Source organism: Williamsia sp. DF01-3, assembly GCF_023051145.1.
Classification (GTDB): Bacteria; Actinomycetota; Actinomycetes; order Mycobacteriales; family Mycobacteriaceae; genus Williamsia.
The window spans coordinates 2,175,347-2,190,869 of sequence record NZ_JALKFS010000005.1; the positions used below are offsets into that span (position 1 = coordinate 2,175,347).

13 protein-coding genes and 1 pseudogene are annotated in these 15,523 nt (G+C 66.3%); 8 read left to right on the forward strand and 6 right to left on the reverse strand.

Annotated elements, in window-relative coordinates:
- Positions 1–20 precede the first annotated feature (20 nt).
- Positions 21–1,598 (reverse strand): phospholipid carrier-dependent glycosyltransferase, encoded by a 1,578-nt coding sequence (locus MVA47_RS12470; protein ID WP_281505225.1) that lies wholly within the window; start codon positions 1,596–1,598, stop codon positions 21–23.
- Positions 1,599–1,686: 88 nt separating this feature from the next.
- On the opposite strand from MVA47_RS12470, the gene rsmI reads away from it, so the two are divergent.
- Complete coding sequence (gene rsmI, locus MVA47_RS12475) at positions 1,687–2,535, forward strand: 16S rRNA (cytidine(1402)-2'-O)-methyltransferase (RefSeq protein WP_247208185.1); 849 nt, start codon at positions 1,687–1,689, stop codon at positions 2,533–2,535.
- Positions 2,536–2,607: 72 nt separating this feature from the next.
- Here rsmI and MVA47_RS12480 read toward each other — a convergent pair whose 3' ends face one another.
- The 3 genes from MVA47_RS12480 to nhaA all read right to left on the reverse strand — a co-directional run bounded on the left by MVA47_RS12480 (position 2,608) and on the right by nhaA (position 6,723).
- On the reverse strand, positions 2,608–3,786 hold the full coding sequence (locus MVA47_RS12480) for an aminodeoxychorismate synthase component I (RefSeq protein WP_247208186.1): 1,179 nt from the start codon (positions 3,784–3,786) through the stop codon (positions 2,608–2,610).
- Between the two features lie 20 nt (positions 3,787–3,806).
- Positions 3,807–5,360, reverse strand: a complete 1,554-nt coding sequence (gene metG / locus MVA47_RS12485) for a methionine--tRNA ligase (protein ID WP_247208187.1) — start codon at positions 5,358–5,360, stop codon at positions 3,807–3,809.
- A 70-nt stretch (positions 5,361–5,430) separates the two neighbouring features.
- Positions 5,431–6,723: a Na+/H+ antiporter NhaA gene (gene nhaA / locus MVA47_RS12490; protein WP_247210735.1), complete on the reverse strand. Its 1,293-nt coding sequence runs from the start codon at positions 6,721–6,723 to the stop codon at positions 5,431–5,433.
- A 278-nt stretch (positions 6,724–7,001) separates the two neighbouring features.
- Here nhaA and MVA47_RS12495 point away from each other — a divergent pair, with 278 nt between their 5' ends.
- The gene (locus MVA47_RS12495) at positions 7,002–7,409 is read left to right on the forward strand and encodes a TIGR03668 family PPOX class F420-dependent oxidoreductase (protein ID WP_247208188.1); all 408 of its coding nucleotides are present in this window, start codon (positions 7,002–7,004) and stop codon (positions 7,407–7,409) included.
- Here the strand turns inward: MVA47_RS12495 and MVA47_RS12500 are convergent.
- Positions 7,375–8,307: an alpha/beta fold hydrolase gene (locus tag MVA47_RS12500; RefSeq protein WP_116915893.1), complete on the reverse strand. Its 933-nt coding sequence runs from the start codon at positions 8,305–8,307 to the stop codon at positions 7,375–7,377. The two genes, MVA47_RS12495 and MVA47_RS12500, sit on opposite strands and share 35 nt — an antisense overlap.
- Positions 8,308–8,317: 10 nt before the next feature.
- Positions 8,318–8,833 (reverse strand): GNAT family N-acetyltransferase, encoded by a 516-nt coding sequence (locus tag MVA47_RS12505; protein WP_247208189.1) that lies wholly within the window; start codon positions 8,831–8,833, stop codon positions 8,318–8,320.
- 36 nt (positions 8,834–8,869) lie between these two features.
- Between MVA47_RS12505 and MVA47_RS12510 the strand changes: the two genes are divergently transcribed.
- The 6 genes and pseudogenes from MVA47_RS12510 to MVA47_RS12545 all read left to right on the forward strand — a co-directional run bounded on the left by MVA47_RS12510 (position 8,870) and on the right by MVA47_RS12545 (position 15,511).
- A complete protein-coding gene (locus MVA47_RS12510) occupies positions 8,870–9,718 on the forward strand; it encodes a PhzF family phenazine biosynthesis protein (protein WP_247208190.1) in 849 nt (282 codons plus the stop codon).
- A gap of 2 nt (positions 9,719–9,720) precedes the next feature.
- Entirely contained in the window at positions 9,721–10,650 is a 930-nt protein-coding gene (locus MVA47_RS12515; RefSeq protein ID WP_247208191.1) for a TatD family hydrolase, read from the forward strand.
- Positions 10,651–10,721: 71 nt separating this feature from the next.
- Positions 10,722–11,842: pseudogene (locus MVA47_RS26750) on the forward strand (transglycosylase family protein).
- A 31-nt stretch (positions 11,843–11,873) separates the two neighbouring features.
- Positions 11,874–12,737 carry a 16S rRNA (adenine(1518)-N(6)/adenine(1519)-N(6))-dimethyltransferase RsmA gene (rsmA, locus tag MVA47_RS12535; protein WP_247210736.1) on the forward strand — a complete coding sequence of 288 codons (864 nt, stop codon included), beginning with the start codon at positions 11,874–11,876 and terminating at the stop codon, positions 12,735–12,737.
- A gap of 24 nt (positions 12,738–12,761) precedes the next feature.
- Positions 12,762–13,700 carry a 4-(cytidine 5'-diphospho)-2-C-methyl-D-erythritol kinase gene (locus tag MVA47_RS12540; RefSeq protein ID WP_247208193.1) on the forward strand — a complete coding sequence of 313 codons (939 nt, stop codon included), beginning with the start codon at positions 12,762–12,764 and terminating at the stop codon, positions 13,698–13,700.
- Positions 13,697–15,511, forward strand: a complete 1,815-nt coding sequence (locus MVA47_RS12545) for an ABC-F family ATP-binding cassette domain-containing protein (RefSeq protein ID WP_247208194.1) — start codon at positions 13,697–13,699, stop codon at positions 15,509–15,511. The genes MVA47_RS12540 and MVA47_RS12545 overlap by 4 nt, the downstream gene beginning before the upstream one ends.
- The last annotated feature ends 12 nt before the right edge of the window (positions 15,512–15,523 follow it).

Here is a 15,523-nt window from a genome sequence, read left to right on the forward strand (position 1 = left end):
GTCCGTTTGCGTCCGGACGATCATGTCCAGCTGGGCAACCACATCTGCATGTTCCACATCTCGCGGGAAATGGGTTCGCCGGTGAGGATCGGCCACATCCACATGAAGTTCGCCACCGCGAGCCCCAGATAGATGCTGACCGCGACTGCACCGACCAGCCGCTTCTCGTACGCGTACTTCGTGGCGCGGCGACTTGCGGCGAGCACATCTCCGACGCAAAGCGCCAGTCCCATGATGAGGAACGGCGCCATCGCGGTGGCGTAGAAGAAGTACATCTGGCGGTCGAGATTGGTGAACCAGGGCAGGTAGGCCGCGCCGTATCCCACCAGTACGACGGCGTAGCGCCAGTCGCGCCGGATGAACATGCGCCACAGTGCCCACGCGAGCATCGGTAACGCCAGCCACCACATGATCGGGGTGCCGATGAACATCATGGCCTTGACGCACTCGGACTCGCCGCACTTCTCCGGGCCGTACTCGATGTAGTACAGCATCGGACGCAGGCCCATGGGCCACGTCCACGGCTTCGATTCCCACGGGTGGTGGTTGCCCGCCGAGTTGGTGAGGTTGGAGTGAAACGACAGCACGCCCGACTCGTAGTACCAGAGTGAACGCCAGGCGTCGGGAACCCACGCGAAGGGCCCACCGGTGCCGATGTGCCTGCCCACCTCGTACCGGTACACCGCTGTCTCGGAACTGAACCACGGAGCGAACGTCGCCAGGTAGATCAGCACGGGGGTGACGCCGAGGGAGAAACCGGTGGGGATCACATCGCGGAGCAGTACGCCCCGCCACGGACGCTGCACCAGATAGGCCTTGCGCGCCGCCACGTCGAAACCGAGCGACAACACGATGAAGAAGATGACGAAGTAGATGCCCGACCACTTGGTGCCGCAGGCGAGGCCCAAGGCGATGGCAGCAGCAAAACGCCACCACCGGAAGCCCAGCCGCGGTCCGTACGGCGAGTCGTGGATCCGGCCCTCGGAGTAGACCTTGTGCATCCGGGCCCGCATCTGGTCGCGGTCGCAGACGATCGCGGCGAGCGCGGCCAGGATGAAGAAGATCTGGAAGATGTCGAGCAAGCCCGTCCGTGAGGCCACGAAGGTGACCCCGTCGACGATCATCAGCACCCCGGCGATCGCGCCGACAAGCGTCGAGCGGGTCAGTCGACGGACCAGTCGCACGACGATGAGGATCATCAGCGTGCCGCACACCGCGGACATGAACCGCCAGCCCCAGGCGTCGTAGCCGAACAGCCACTCGCCGATGGCGATCATCCACTTGCCGACGGGTGGGTGGACAACCAGACCGTAGGCGGGGTTGTCCTCGAGCCAGTTGTCGCCGGTGAGCACCTGCCAGGCCTGCGGCACGTAGTGCTTCTCGTCGAAGACGGGCGTGCCCTTGTCGGTGGGGCTGCCCAGGTTCGCGAAACGGGTGATCGCGCCGATCGCGGTGATGATCAGAGCGACGATCCAGCCACGCCGGCGATCGGTGGGGCCGAAGACAGGCGCGGGGACCTTGCGCGCCGCGCCAGGGCTGGTGCCGAGGTCTTCGGCGTGGACGCCGGGTAGTTCGTCCGAGGATTGCCACCCGGGCAGGGACCGTAGAGCGTTGTCCGAGGCCTCCGGAACGGAGTTCTCGAGCGGCGGGGCGAACGTCACCTTGCCAATCGTAGGCTGTGCGGTGATGAACTCTCCGCAGCCACAAGGCCAACTCGTACTCGCCGCGACCCCGATGGGACGCATCGATGACGCGTCCCCCCGCCTCCGAGAGGCGCTGGCCACTGCCGACGTGGTGGCCGCGGAGGACACCCGCCGCGCGAAGGCGCTGGCTGCGGGATTGGGCGTGACCATCGGCGGCCGGGTGGTGAGCTATTACGACCAGGTCGAGGTGAAGCGAACCCCGGCCCTGGTGGACGAGGTGCGGTCGGGCGCCACCGTTCTGGTGATCACCGATGCCGGCATGCCGTCGGTCTCCGACCCGGGTTATCGGCTGGTGGTCGCGTGCATCGAGGCGGATCTGCCGGTCACGTGCCTGCCAGGACCGTCCGCGGTGACCACCGCGCTGGCCGTGTCGGGTCTACCGGTGGAGCGCTTCTGCTTCGACGGCTTCGCTCCCCGCAAGTCAGGGCAACGTCGATCGTGGTTCACCGAGTACATCGACGAGGCGCGCACCGTTGTCTTCTTCGAGGCACCACACCGGCTCGCGGACTGTCTGCTCGACGCGGTGGCTGTGCTGGGGCCCGACCGTCGCGCCGCGGTGTGCCGCGAGCTCACCAAGACGTACGAAGAGGTGCGCCGTGGGTCGCTCGGCGAGCTCGCGGAGTGGGCGGCCCAGGGTATCCGCGGCGAGATCACCGTGATTCTCGACGGCGCGGTAGCGGGCGAACCGGACATCGATGCGCTTGTGGCGCGCGTCGAAGAAGTTGTCGCCGGTGGAGTGCGCCTCAAAGATGCCTGTGCCCAGTTCGCGGCGAAGACAGGTGCCTCGCGCCGCGAACTGTACGAGGCGGTGCTTGCGAGCCGCGAGAGCTGATCTAGGCCCTCGCGCACGATTCGCGGTCTCGCGCACCGGAACGAACCGGTGCGCCGTGCACCTGAAAGTGCGTCAGGCGGGCTGGATACCGAGGATGGCGGCGGCTTTGTCCAGGCACTCCTGCCATTCGCCGTCCGGGTCGGAGTCGATGGTGATTCCCCCGCCGACGCCCAGGAACGCCGCGCCATCCGGGGCGATCTCCACGGTGCGGATCGCCACGTTCAGGTCGAGTCCGGAAGTGGGGGAGACCACTCCGACGGCCCCGCAGTACAACCCGCGGGAGTTCTGCTCCCACTCCGAAAGCAATTCGCGAGCACGGGCTTTCGGCGTACCCGTCACCGAGGCGGGTGGAAACGTGGCGTCGATCAGCGCCGAGTTCGACACCGATGGCGGCACCGTTGCCTGCACCGTGGACACCAGATGCCACACGCCCGGCGCGGGATGCACGTCGAGCAACTCGGTCACCGCGACGGTGCCGGTGAGCGCCACTCTCCCCAGGTCGTTGCGCACGAGATCGACGATCATGATGTTCTCGGCGACATCCTTGGCCGAGTCGAGCAGCAGCTGTGGGTCGAGGTCGATGGGCAGGGTGCCCTTGATGGGACTCGAGGTCACCACCGATCCTCGTCGATGAACAAAGGTCTCGGGTGAGAACGAGACGACTGATCCCCAATCACCATGCAGCAGAGCTGCTTTGCGGGGACGGGTGAAGTGCACGCCGTCGGCGAAGTAGTTGGCCGCCGAACCTGCGAACCGTCCGTTGAAACGGGTGCAGATACAGGCTTGATAGACCTCCCCGGAACGGATGGCCTCGAGGCACTGCGCAATGGCCTCCACGTGTGGTCGCTGTGCGGGCGGCTGCCAGGTGACCGACCATGTCCGGCTGTGATGCTCGCTGAGACTGGCGCGTACCCAGTCCGGACACTCCTGACCGTTCAGCGACGTCCACCACCAGCTGCCCGTCCGGTCGAGTTCGAGCACATTGTCGGTCTCACCGCCGGCAGCGGGAGGCAACGGGTTCTCGCTCACGCGATCCGGGAAACCCTGGTAGCCGAACCAGAACCCCTGCGGGTCATCGGGTATCGGGACGCCGGCCCGAAGGTCGATGGACGGAGCAATGACGGCATCGGAGTCGAGCCAATCGCCGATCAGCGCCGCCGGACCGGGTATCCCGAGCCGCCGGGTGTGAAAGTCCAGGGCACGCACCACATCAGACGCCGAACCCGGACCGAGTTCAACGCTTCGCAACACCCGTCCGCGCCCTGATCTCGTCAGCTCTTGGGGAGTTCGTACCGGGGGAAGACGGGCGTCGGCTTCGGAAGCGCCGTTCCGGCGGTCAACCGCTCTCCGATGGACTCGAAAGTGCGCGAATCCTGCTTGACGGCAAGGAGATCGAGAAGCGTGCTCGTTGAGTCCGGCATGGCCGGCTGCGCCAGCAGTGTGGTGATCCGAACGACCTCCGCGCAGACGTACAGCACGGTGCCGGTGCGTTCGAGATCGGTCTTCGCGAGCTTCCACGGCTGTTCGACGGAGATGTACTTGTTGGTGTCGCCGAGGACCTCCCAGATCACCTCGAGCGCGGTGTGGATGGCTTGCTGATCCATTTCCGTGCGCACGCGAGCCAGCAGGCCGTCGGCCTTGTCCAGCAACGTGGTGTCGGCGTCGGTGAGGGCGGCGGGTGCCGGCAGGACACCGTCGAAGTACTTGCCGACCATGGACAGTGTTCGCTGCGCGAGATTGCCCAGTTCGTTGGCGAGGTCCGCATTGACCCGCGCGACGATGGCCTCGTGACTGTAGGACCCGTCCTGTCCGAACGGCACCTCCCGCAGACAGAAGAAGCGGATGGGGTCGAGACCGAACTCGTTCACCAGGACGTACGGATCGACGACATTGCCGATCGATTTGCTCATCTTCTCGCCGCTGTTGAGCAGGAATCCGTGCGCGTACACACGTTTGGGCAGTTCGATGCCGGCGCTCATCAGAAAAGCAGGCCAGTACACACAGTGGAAGCGGATGATGTCCTTGCCGATGATGTGCAGATCGGCGGGCCAGAACTTTTTCCATCGCTCCGAGTCGGTGTCGGGATAGCCCGCAGCGGTGATGTAGTTGGTCAGCGCGTCGACCCAGACGTACATGACGTGGTCGTCGTGACCGGGGACCTGCACGCCCCAGTCGAAGGTGGTGCGCGACACCGACAGATCGCGCAGACCGCCGCGGACAAAGCTCGACACCTCGTTGCGGCGCGTGCCCGGGCCGATGAACTCCGGGTGCTGCTCGTAGAGGTCCAGCAGTTTGTCCTGATAGGCGGACAGTCGGAAGAAGTACGCCTCTTCTTCGGTCCACTCCACCGGCGTCTGGGTTTCGGTCGAGACCCTCGTACCGTCTTCGTTCACGGTGGTGTCGGACTCGGAGTAGAAGGCCTCATCCCGGATCGAGTACCAGCCCGAGTATTTGTCGAGGTAGATGTCGCCGGCCGCGACCATTCGTTCCCAGATGGCCTGCGACGCGACATGGTGGTCGGCGTCGGTGGTCCGGATGAACCGGTCGAAGCTGCTACCGAGGGTCTCCTGCAAGGTGCGGAACGCTGCGGAGTTCCGATCGGCGAGGGCCCGGGTCTCGATGCCTTCCTTCTCGGCGGTCTGCTGCATCTTCTGTCCGTGCTCGTCGGTGCCGGTGACGAACAACACGTCGTAGCCGTCGAGTCGTTTGAACCGGGCGATGGCGTCCGCGGCGATGTACTCGTACGCGTGCCCGATGTGTGGTGCCCCGTTGGGGTAAGCGATGGCCGTGGTGATGTAAAACGGCGGTTTCGATGCAGAAGCCATGGTGGGTGACAGCTTATCGCCGATGTGTACAGGCCATCACCGGGCCTGACCGGCTCATCTCACTACTCGGTCAGCGGGACTGCGGCGTCTGATAGACGTCCGGGATGCCGTCGTGGTTGTCATCGACACTTTCTTCGGCACAGACGGCCCGGTAGTGCCGGTTGCGGATGCGCAGCAGGACTGCCGCGAGTACCGCGGCCAGCAGTGAGCCGGTGAGCACGCCGATCTTCACGTGTTCGTCGCGTTCGGAGCCGATGCCGTAGGCAAGGTCGCCGATGAGCAGGGACACGGTGAATCCGATACCGGCCAGCATCGCGATGCCGAGGACATCGATCCAGCGAATCGCCGTGTCCAGGCTCGCGCGGGTGAAGGCTGACAGCAGTCGGGTGGTGCCGAAGATCCCCAGCGGCTTACCCAGAACAAGCCCGGCGATGATGCCCAGTGCGATCGGATCTCGCAGGGCGTCGGTGAACCCGGACAGACCGCCGATGGCAACGCCCGCGGCGAAGAACGCGAACACCGGGACCGCGAAGCCGGCGGAGATGGGCCTGATCCGGTGCTCGAAGTGTTCGGCGAGGCCGGGCCCTGCGTCGGGACCTCCGGCTGCCTTGCTGCGGATCACCGGGACGGTGAACCCGAGGAGCACGCCGGCCACGGTTGCGTGGATACCCGACTCGTGTACAAACGCCCACGTCAACGCGGCGAGTGGGAGGAGGACCCACCAGGACCGGATGCGTCGCTGAACACAGACCGCGAACAAGGCGAGCGGCAGCACCGCGAGCGCGAGCGCTCCCACGTTGACGTCCTCGGTGTAGAACACCGCGATGACGGTGATCGCGAGTAGGTCGTCGACGACGGCGAGGGTCAACAGGAATGTGCGTAGCGCGGAAGGCAGATGGGTGGAGATGACGGCCAGCACCGCGACAGCGAAGGCGATGTCGGTGGCCGTGGGGATGGCCCACCCTTCGACGGCGCCGTCGCCGGCCGACAAGGTGATGGCCACGAAGATCGCTGCGGGCACCACCATGCCGCCGATGGCCGCGGCGATCGGGAGCGCGGCACGCGCAGGATTGCGGAGATCGCCGGCGACGAACTCCCGTTTGAGTTCGAGGCCGACGACAAAGAAGAAGATGGCGAGCAGCCCGTCGGCCGCCCAGGTCGCCAGACTCAGGTCGAGATGCAGCCCCAGCGCGTCCGACCCCACGGTCGTCTCACCCAGCGACGTGTAGGCATCGGACCACGGCGAGTTCGCCCACACGAGCGCTACCACCGTGGCCACGAGTAGCAAGGCCCCGCCGACGGTCTCTTTTCGGAGAATCGACGAGACCCGTGATACCTCCGACCACGATCCTCGAGCGAACATGGGGAGTGCGGGTCCCCGCGAGGGTGGTCCGGCCGAACCTGGCGGTGTCGGTCCGGTGGGCTCGGGAGCTTGGTTGTCAGACAACGGGATACCTCAGATCTGTCGGTGATGACATGACACGGCACGCAGATGTCTTACGCGTTGCACGTGGCCGACCAGACTTCCCGGCACTCCTGAGGGATCACCTTACAAGGTCTGGACGGGCTCTGCTGACAGCACAGTGCGCTTAGCCGTCCCCGTCCCCGTCCCTGTCCCCGCTCGGCGATCTAGGGTGAATCGTGGCCGTCTCCGACCCGAAACAGTTGTTCGTCAGTTCGCCCGTCGCCCGGCTGGGCACGGTGTCCGCCGACAACCAGCCCCATGTGGTGCCGGTGGTGTTCGCCGTGGCCGGCGATGTGATCTACACCGCGGTCGACGGCAAGCCGAAGTCCGGTAGACCCTTGCGGCGTCTGGCGAACATCGCCGAATGCCCGGAGGTCAGCCTGGTGGTGGATCACTACGAGGATGACTGGAGCCGACTGTGGTGGGTGCGGGCCGACGGGTGTGCCCGCGTTCACGAAAGCGGCCCCGAAGTGGATATTGCATTACGGCTGCTGCGCGCCAAATACCCGCAGTATCAGACCGTTTCGCTCGACGGTCCGGTGATCGCCGTCACCGTGCGGCGTTGGAGTTCGTGGACCGGCTGAAGTTGGCCACCAACTCGGAGATGAACTGAGGCCAGAGCGGTTCGGGCAGATCATGGCCCATCCCGTCGATCAACACGAGCTTGGAACCCTTGATCGCCCGCGCGATGGCCTTGCCGCCTGACGGGCGCATCAGCCCGTCTGCCTTCCCGTGGATCACCACGGTCGGTGCCGTGATCGCGGTGGTGTACTTCTTCAGGCTCCCGGTTCCCATCACCGCGCAGGTCTGACGCACCACGCCGGCGGGGTCGTGCGCGCGGTCGTACGCTGCGGTCGACCGTCGAAGGGCCTCGTCCCAGCTGAGTTCGTACTTCGGGCTGCCGATGGCCCGGATCGCCTTGGCTGCGTTCTCGATGTAGGCCTCGCGGGTGGCACCTTTTCCGGGTCCGGACAGCAGCGCCCACAATTTGCGCGGATCCGGAGGTGGCAGGAAGGCCTCGTTGGTGCTGGAGAAGAAGATCGCCAGCGAGAGCACCCGCTCGGGGTGTCGGCCCGCGAGGACCTGGGCGATCATGCCGCCCATCGATCCGCCGACCACGTGCGCCTTCTCGATCTCGAGGGTGTCGAGCAGGCCCACGGCGTCCTGGGCCATGTCCACGAGGGTGTAGGGGACATCGCTGGGAAGACCGAGTTGGTGGCGGGCCATCCTGGTGAGCATCGAACCGCCGACGCGTACGCCGTCGAGATGCGTCGAGAGGCCGATGTCCCGGTTGTCGAAGCGGATCACCCGATAACCCCTGGCGGCGATGGACTCACAAAAGGCGGTCTGCCAGAACGTCAACTGCGCGCTGAGACCCATGATCAGCAGTACGGCCGGATCGTTCGGATCACCCATGTCCTCGTAAGCGATCGTGATGTCGCCGACCTGCGCCGTGCCTACCCGGTTCTCGATCTCACTCATCGTCACGACCTTAGTACCCGGCCCCGAGGGCGGAGGATGAAGTCTCGTCGCCGGACCGCAGGGATTTCGCGTAGCAGCGGCTCAACGGGCTGCCCGCGTAGTGGCCGTAGTTCTCGATGAGGGAGTACCCCAACGACTCGTACAGCGCCATCGCCTCCGGTTGGCGCGTGCCGGTCTCGAGCCGCACCACGTCGGTCCCACGTGTGTTCGCCCGATGCTCGAGTGCATTCATCAGTGACCGCGCCACGCCTCGCCCACGCTGCCCGGGCTCGACGTACAGCCGCTTGACCTCGTCGAGTCCAGGGCGCACACCGATCAAGACGACAACACCGACCGCTATTCCGTCGACGACGGCCACGAAGTGGTCGCCGGTCGTTGGGAGGGGTTCGAGCTCCACGTCACCGGGGTAGCGGACATTCAGCTCGGCAACGGCAGCGGCGACCAAGCGCTGCACATCGGAGTCGTCGGCCGGCCGGGTCTCGATGTCCGTCCGGGTCTCGCCATCGCGGGCCATGTCCATATCCATTGGAAAACGGTAAATCGACCAGGGCACAATTCACACATGCCCCTGCGCCCCTTCCAGCAAGTCGACGTCTTCGTGTCCGGATCCCTCTCGGGGAACGCCGTCGCCGTTGTATTCGACGCCGACGGCTTGACCGATGCGTCGATGGCGGCCTTCGCGAACTGGACGAATCTGGCGGAGACGACGTTCTTCCAGACCCCTGACGACCCGGCGGCGGACTACAAGCTGCGCATCTTCACCACAGCCGAAGAGCTGCCGTTCGCCGGCCACCCCACCCTCGGCTCAGCTCACGCCTGGTTGCGTGCGGGTGGGGTTCCCAAGGGCGACAACATCGTTCAGGAGTGCGGCGCCGGGCTGGTCACGATCAGGTCCGAGGGTGACCGCCTGGCGTTCGCGAGTCCTCCGCTGGTCCGGTCGGGGCCTGTCGACGACCCGGATCTGGCCACGATCCACGCGGCCCTGGGTCTCGCGCCGTCCGATGTGGTCGCCTCGAACTGGGTGGACAACGGGCCACGGTGGATCGGTCTGATGCTCACCTCCGCGCAGCGAGTACTCGATGTCCGCCCGGATTTTGATGCACTCGGGTCGCTCAACGTCGGTGTGATGGGTTCGTATCGGGCAGATATGCCCGTGCCTGCCGATCGGCCGGATTTCGAGGTCCGGGCGTTCATCCCGGGGGTCGCCGCACCCGAGGATCCGGTGACGGGCAGCCTCAATGCCGGCCTCGCGACGTGGCTGCGTGGAGAGCAGCAGGTACCGGCGTCGTACGTGGCTTCGCAGGGGACCGTGCTCGGCCGGGCGGGCCGGGTCTACATCGACGATGACGGCACCGACATCTGGGTCGGTGGCAACAGTGCCACCGTCATCAGCGGCGAGGTGGACCTGTAGCGATGGCCGACCACCAGAGCACCACCCCTGACGTCAACACCCCTGATGGAAACATCACCGACGGCAACGACTCCGGGGTCAGCAACAAGGAGTTGAAGAAGCAGCGTCGCCGGACCCCGCCACCGGATCCCGAGCCCCTCGCACCGTTGATCGATTCCCACACCCACCTGGCTGCCTGCGGCGGCCGCGACGCCGATTCGGTGACCGCCATCCTCGACCACGCCGAATCCGTCGGCGTGCGGGCGGTGGTCACGGTTGCCGACGACATGATCGACGCCCGCTGGGCTGTCGCCGCAGCACAATGGGACCAGCGCGCGTACGCCGCGGTGGCCCTGCATCCCACCCACGCCCATGAGCTGGACGACGCTGCCAAGGCGGAGCTCGAGCAGATGCTCACCGATCCGAGGGTTGTCGCGGTCGGGGAGACAGGTTTGGACTACTACTGGCCGGGTCGATCGGACGACTGCGCCACGGTGCCGCAACAACACGAGGCGTTCGCCTGGCACATCGACCTGGCGAAGAGGGTCGGCAAGCCGTTGATGATCCACAATCGTGAGGCCGATCGGGATCTGCTGGACGTGCTTGCTCGCGAGGGGTCGCCGGACACGGTGATCATGCACTGCTTCTCGGGAGATGAGCAGATCGCGGCTGAGTGCATCGAGCGGGGCTATCTGCTGAGTTTCGCCGGGACGGTCAGTTTCAAGAACTCCACCACGTTGCAGGCGGCCGCCAAGTTGGTGCCGGACCACCTGCTGCTGATCGAGACGGACGCGCCCTTCCTGACCCCGCACCCGTACCGCGGGCAGCCGAACCAGTCGTACGTGCTGCCGTACACCGCGCGAGCGCTGGCGGAGGTGCGAGGACAGGACGCCGCGGAGGTCGCCGGGGCAATCACGGCCAATGCCGTGAGGGCCTATCGTCTCGACATCTGAACAACGGCCTGAACAGGCCCTTTACCTGTCGCTTTGCACAAAACACACCATCCCGTTATCTTAACGTGATCATGTCTGTGCTCTCTCGTATCAACTCGTCGACCTCCCGCACCCCGCGCATCGCTGTCGCCCTTCTGCTCATCGTGCTCATCGCCGGCGGCATCATGGGCACCGCGATGTACAAGAACGTCACCATCGACGTCGACGGGGAGCTCAAGACGGTGGCCACGATGCGCACCTCCGTCGAGGGCATCCTCCAGGAACAGGGCTACGACCCGGCTGGCGGAGATCTGGTCCAGCCGCCCCCGGCGCAGGTGTCGGCGACGGTGAAACCATCACGTTCCACCGGCTCAAGACCTTGACCGTGAACGTCGACGGCAGCCCCCGAGAGATCAAGACCAACGCCACCACCGTCGAGCAGGCACTGGCGCAGGTGAACCTGGTCTCGGACTCGATCGAGATCGAAGGTCCCACCACCGACCAGCTCCCCGTCTCCGGTGGCCTGGTGAACGTGGTGCTGCCCAAGAAGGTGCACCTGACCGACGGATCCGAGAAGGTCACCAAGGACATCGCGGCCAAGACCGTCGCCGAACTCCTCGCCGACACGGGTAAGCCGCTGGCCCCCACCGATGAGGTGACCCCGGCGGCCGACACCCCGGTGACCAACAACATGAACATCACGGTGACGCGTATCCGCACCGAGACGATCACCGTCACCGAACCGGTCGCGCCGCCCGAGAACAAGGTCGACGACCCGAACCTCGTAAAGGACCGGAAGGTCGTCAAGAAGCCGGGCACCCCGGGTTCGCAGGAGGTCACCTACGAGGTGACGACGGTCAACGGCAAAGAGACCGCGAAGAAGCAGGTCGATGCCGAGGTCAAGGTCGAACCGGTTGCCGCAGAAGTTGCCGTGGGCACCAAACCGGGTGCGCCGTACGTGCCGCCGGGCTCGGTGTGGGACGCGTTGGCGCAGTGCGAGGCCACCGGTAACTGGGCGATCAACACCGGCAACGGCTTCTACGGTGGCGTGCAGTTCGACCAGAACACCTGGGACCGGTGGGGTGGGCAGGAATACGCCCCACGTGCCGACCTCGCGACCCGTGAAGAACAGATCGCAATTGCCACCAAGACCCAGGCCGCGCAAGGATGGGGCGCGTGGCCCTCTTGTTCCTCGAAACTCGGCTTGCGCTGACCGCGCAGGCACCCGTTGATCGGGCAGCGCTCTGACGAACCCGCCCGCGCTGCTCGGCCCCGTCGAAATCCGGGAACTCGCAGCCGCTCTCGACATCCGGCCCACCAAGACGCTGGGGCAGAACTTCGTTCACGACGCGAACACCGTGCGGCGGATCGTCGCGGCGTCAGGAGTCGGAGGCGATGACGTCGCCCTGGAGGTCGGCCCGGGGCTCGGCTCGCTGACCCTGGGGTTGCTCGGCGCGGCACGATCGGTGCTCGCCGTCGAGATCGACCCTCGCCTCGCCGGTCGTCTGCCCGACACTGTTGCCGACCGCGCGCCCGATCAGGCAGGTGAACTCACCGTTGTCACCGCCGACGCACTGCGGGTCACGGCAGCCGATCTACCGCAGGCGCCCACCGCGCTGGTCGCCAACCTCCCGTACAACGTCGCGGTGCCGGTTCTGCTGCACCTGATGTCGGAGTTCCCGAGCATCACCTCGGCCCTGGTGATGGTGCAACTCGAAGTGGCCCAACGGCTCGCCGCGGGGCCGGGTGGCCGCGTCTACGGGGTCCCCAGCGTCAAGGCGCGCTTCTTCGGAGAGGTCGGGCAGGCGGGAACCGTGGGGCGCAGCGTGTTCTGGCCCGAACCCAAGGTGGAATCCGGACTCGTGCGGATCCGCCGGTACGCCCAGGCGCCGTGGCCGATCGACGAAGTGCATCGACGGCGGGTGTTCTCGGTGATCGATGCGGCTTTCGCCCAGCGGCGCAAGACATTACGTGCCGCCCTCTCGGGACTCGCCGGTTCTGCCGCACAGGCGGAGAGCATGCTGGTCGCCGCCGGGATCGACCCTGGTCTGCGCGGTGAGCGGCTGGCCATCGAGGACTACGTCGCGCTCGCCGCGCAGCTCGATTAGGTGGGCCGCATAGACTTGAACACCGTGTTGTCTGTCGTCCCACGCCCCGTCACCGTTCGGGTGCCTGCCAAGGTGAATCTGCACCTGGGGGTGGGTTTGCCACGTCGTGACGGCTATCACGAATTGACCACCGTCTTCCAGGCGCTCTCGCTGTCGGACACCATCTCGGTGGTCCCGGCCGACGCACTGTCGATCACCGTCACCGGCGACAGCGCCGGCGCGGTACCGCTCGATGCGACCAATCTCGCCTGGCGCGCGGCGGAGCTGATGGCCCGGGTCGCCGGTCGCGAGCCCGCTGTCGCCATCAGCATCACCAAGGGGATTCCCGTCGCCGGGGGGATGGCCGGGGGAAGCGCGGATGCCGCCGGGACGCTGGTGGCACTGGCACGTTTGTGGCGACTGGACATCGGTCGCGACAAGATGCGCGACCTCGCGGCCGAACTGGGCAGCGACGTCCCGTTTGCGGTGCGGGGCGGTACCGCGCTCGGCACGGGGCGTGGCGAGAAATTGACCACCGTGCTCTCACGCGGCGAGTACCACTGGGTGCTGGCCGTGGCCAAGGAAGGACTCAGTACCGCCGCCGTGTACCGCGAACTCGATCAACTCCGAAAGTCGTACTCCTCGGAAGAGGACGCCGGCACCTACACCGAATCGCCCGACGAACTCTTGCAGGCGCTGGCGTCGGGGGACCCCGCGCGCGTGGCGGCCTTGCTGCACAACGACATGCAACCGGCCGCGCTGTCCATGCGACCGGCGCTACGCAGGACACTGCGCGCAGGCGTCGACGCCGGGGCGCTGGCCGGGATCGTGTCCGGCTCCGGACCGACCTGCGCGTTCCTGTGTGCCGATGAGACGTCCGCCGTGACCACCGCCGCCGAGTTGTCGGGAGCCGGGGTGTGCCGCGCAGTCCGGACCGCGTCCGGACCGGTGGCCGGCGCACGCCTGATCGAAGGGGCCGCATGACCACCGCAGCACGAAAGACAAACGGCGCGAACCTCATCAGCGTCGAGAACATCAGCAAATCGTTCGGGGTGAAGCCGCTGCTCGAGAAGGTGAGCCTCGGTGTGCAGGAAGGCGACCGGATCGGGGTCGTCGGCCTCAACGGTGGTGGCAAGACCACGATGCTGGAGATCCTGGCGGGTATCGAACCCCCCGACGAAGGCCGTGTCGCCAGGGGCACCGGTCTGCGGATGGCGGTGGTCACCCAGCGCGGACATCTGCCGCCGGAGGAAACCATCGGCCAGGTTGTGCTCGGACCCCTCGATGTGGCCGAACACGAGTGGGCCGGCGACGCCCGGATCCGTTCGGTGCTGGCCGGAATCGGCATCGGCGCACTAGGTCTGGACACTCTGGTGACCGACCTCTCGGGTGGACAGCGGCGCCGGGTCGCGCTGGCAGCCGCACTGGTCCAGGACCTCGACCTGTTGATCCTCGACGAGCCCACCAACCATCTCGACCTCGAGGGCATTGCCTGGCTCGCAGACCATCTGGTCTCGCGGCGCAGTGCACTCGTGGTGGTCACCCACGACCGGTGGTTCCTCGACCGCGTCGCCACCCAGACATGGGAGGTGCAGAACGGCAACGTCGAGAGTTACGAAGGTGGTTACAACGACTGGGTGTACGCCCGCGCAGAACGGTCGCGGTTGTCCGACGCTGCCGAGGAGCGCAGGCAAAACCTGGCCCGGAAAGAACTCGCCTGGCTGCGGCGTGGCCCCCCGGCTCGTACGTCGAAGCCGAAGTACCGGATCCAGGCGGCGGAAAAGCTGATCGCCGATGTGCCGCCACCGCGAGATTCGGTGGCGCTGGCCAGTTTTGCCAAACGGCGACTCGGCAAGGTTGTCATCGAGCTGGAAGATGCACGGCTGACGACCCCGGACGGACGCGTCCTGCTCGACGAGCTCACCTGGCGCCTGGCGCCGGGGGAGCGGATCGGACTCGTCGGTATCAACGGCTCGGGTAAGACAACCCTGCTCCGCACGCTGGCCGGTGAGACACCGCCTGCCGCGGGCAAGAGGATCGAAGGTCAGACCGTCTCGATCGGCTGGCTGCGCCAGGAACTCGACGACCTGCCCGTCAACATGCGCGTGATCGAGGCGGTCGAAGATGTGGCCGGCCGGATCACGCTGGGTGACAAGGAGATATCGGCCGGCCAGTTGGCCGAACGGTTGGGCTTCACCCCGGCCAAGCAGCGCACGCCGGTCGGTGACCTCTCGGGTGGGGAGCGCCGCCGACTGCAGTTGACCCGAGTCTTGATGGCGCAGCCCAATGTGCTGCTGCTCGACGAGCCCACCAACGACCTCGACATCGACACGTTGCAGCAACTGGAAGATCTGCTCGACAACTGGGCGGGCACGCTCGTGGTCATCAGTCACGACCGGTTCTTGATCGAGCGGATCTGCGAGAGCACCTGGGCACTGTTCGGAGACGGCCGATTGACCAATCTGCCGGGCGGCATCGAGCAATACCTCAAGAAGCTCGCGGCCGGACCGGCGCCGACCTCGGCGGCCCCGTCGCGCCCCGGCGCGAGCCCGGCGACGGGTGCTGGTGCGGCAAAGGGCTCCGGCAGCGAGCGGGACATGCAGAAGTCATTGAAACGCCTGGAGAAGCAGGTGGTGCGGTTGGCCGACCGCGAGAAGCAACTACACGAACTGCTGGCCGCGGCCGCGACCGACGCAGACCAGTTGATGAAGCTCAATGCCGAGCTCAAAGACGTTGTCGCAGAGCGGGAAGCGGCCGAGGAGTCATGGATGGAACTCGCCGACCAGGTCGGCTGAGAAGGAGGAATC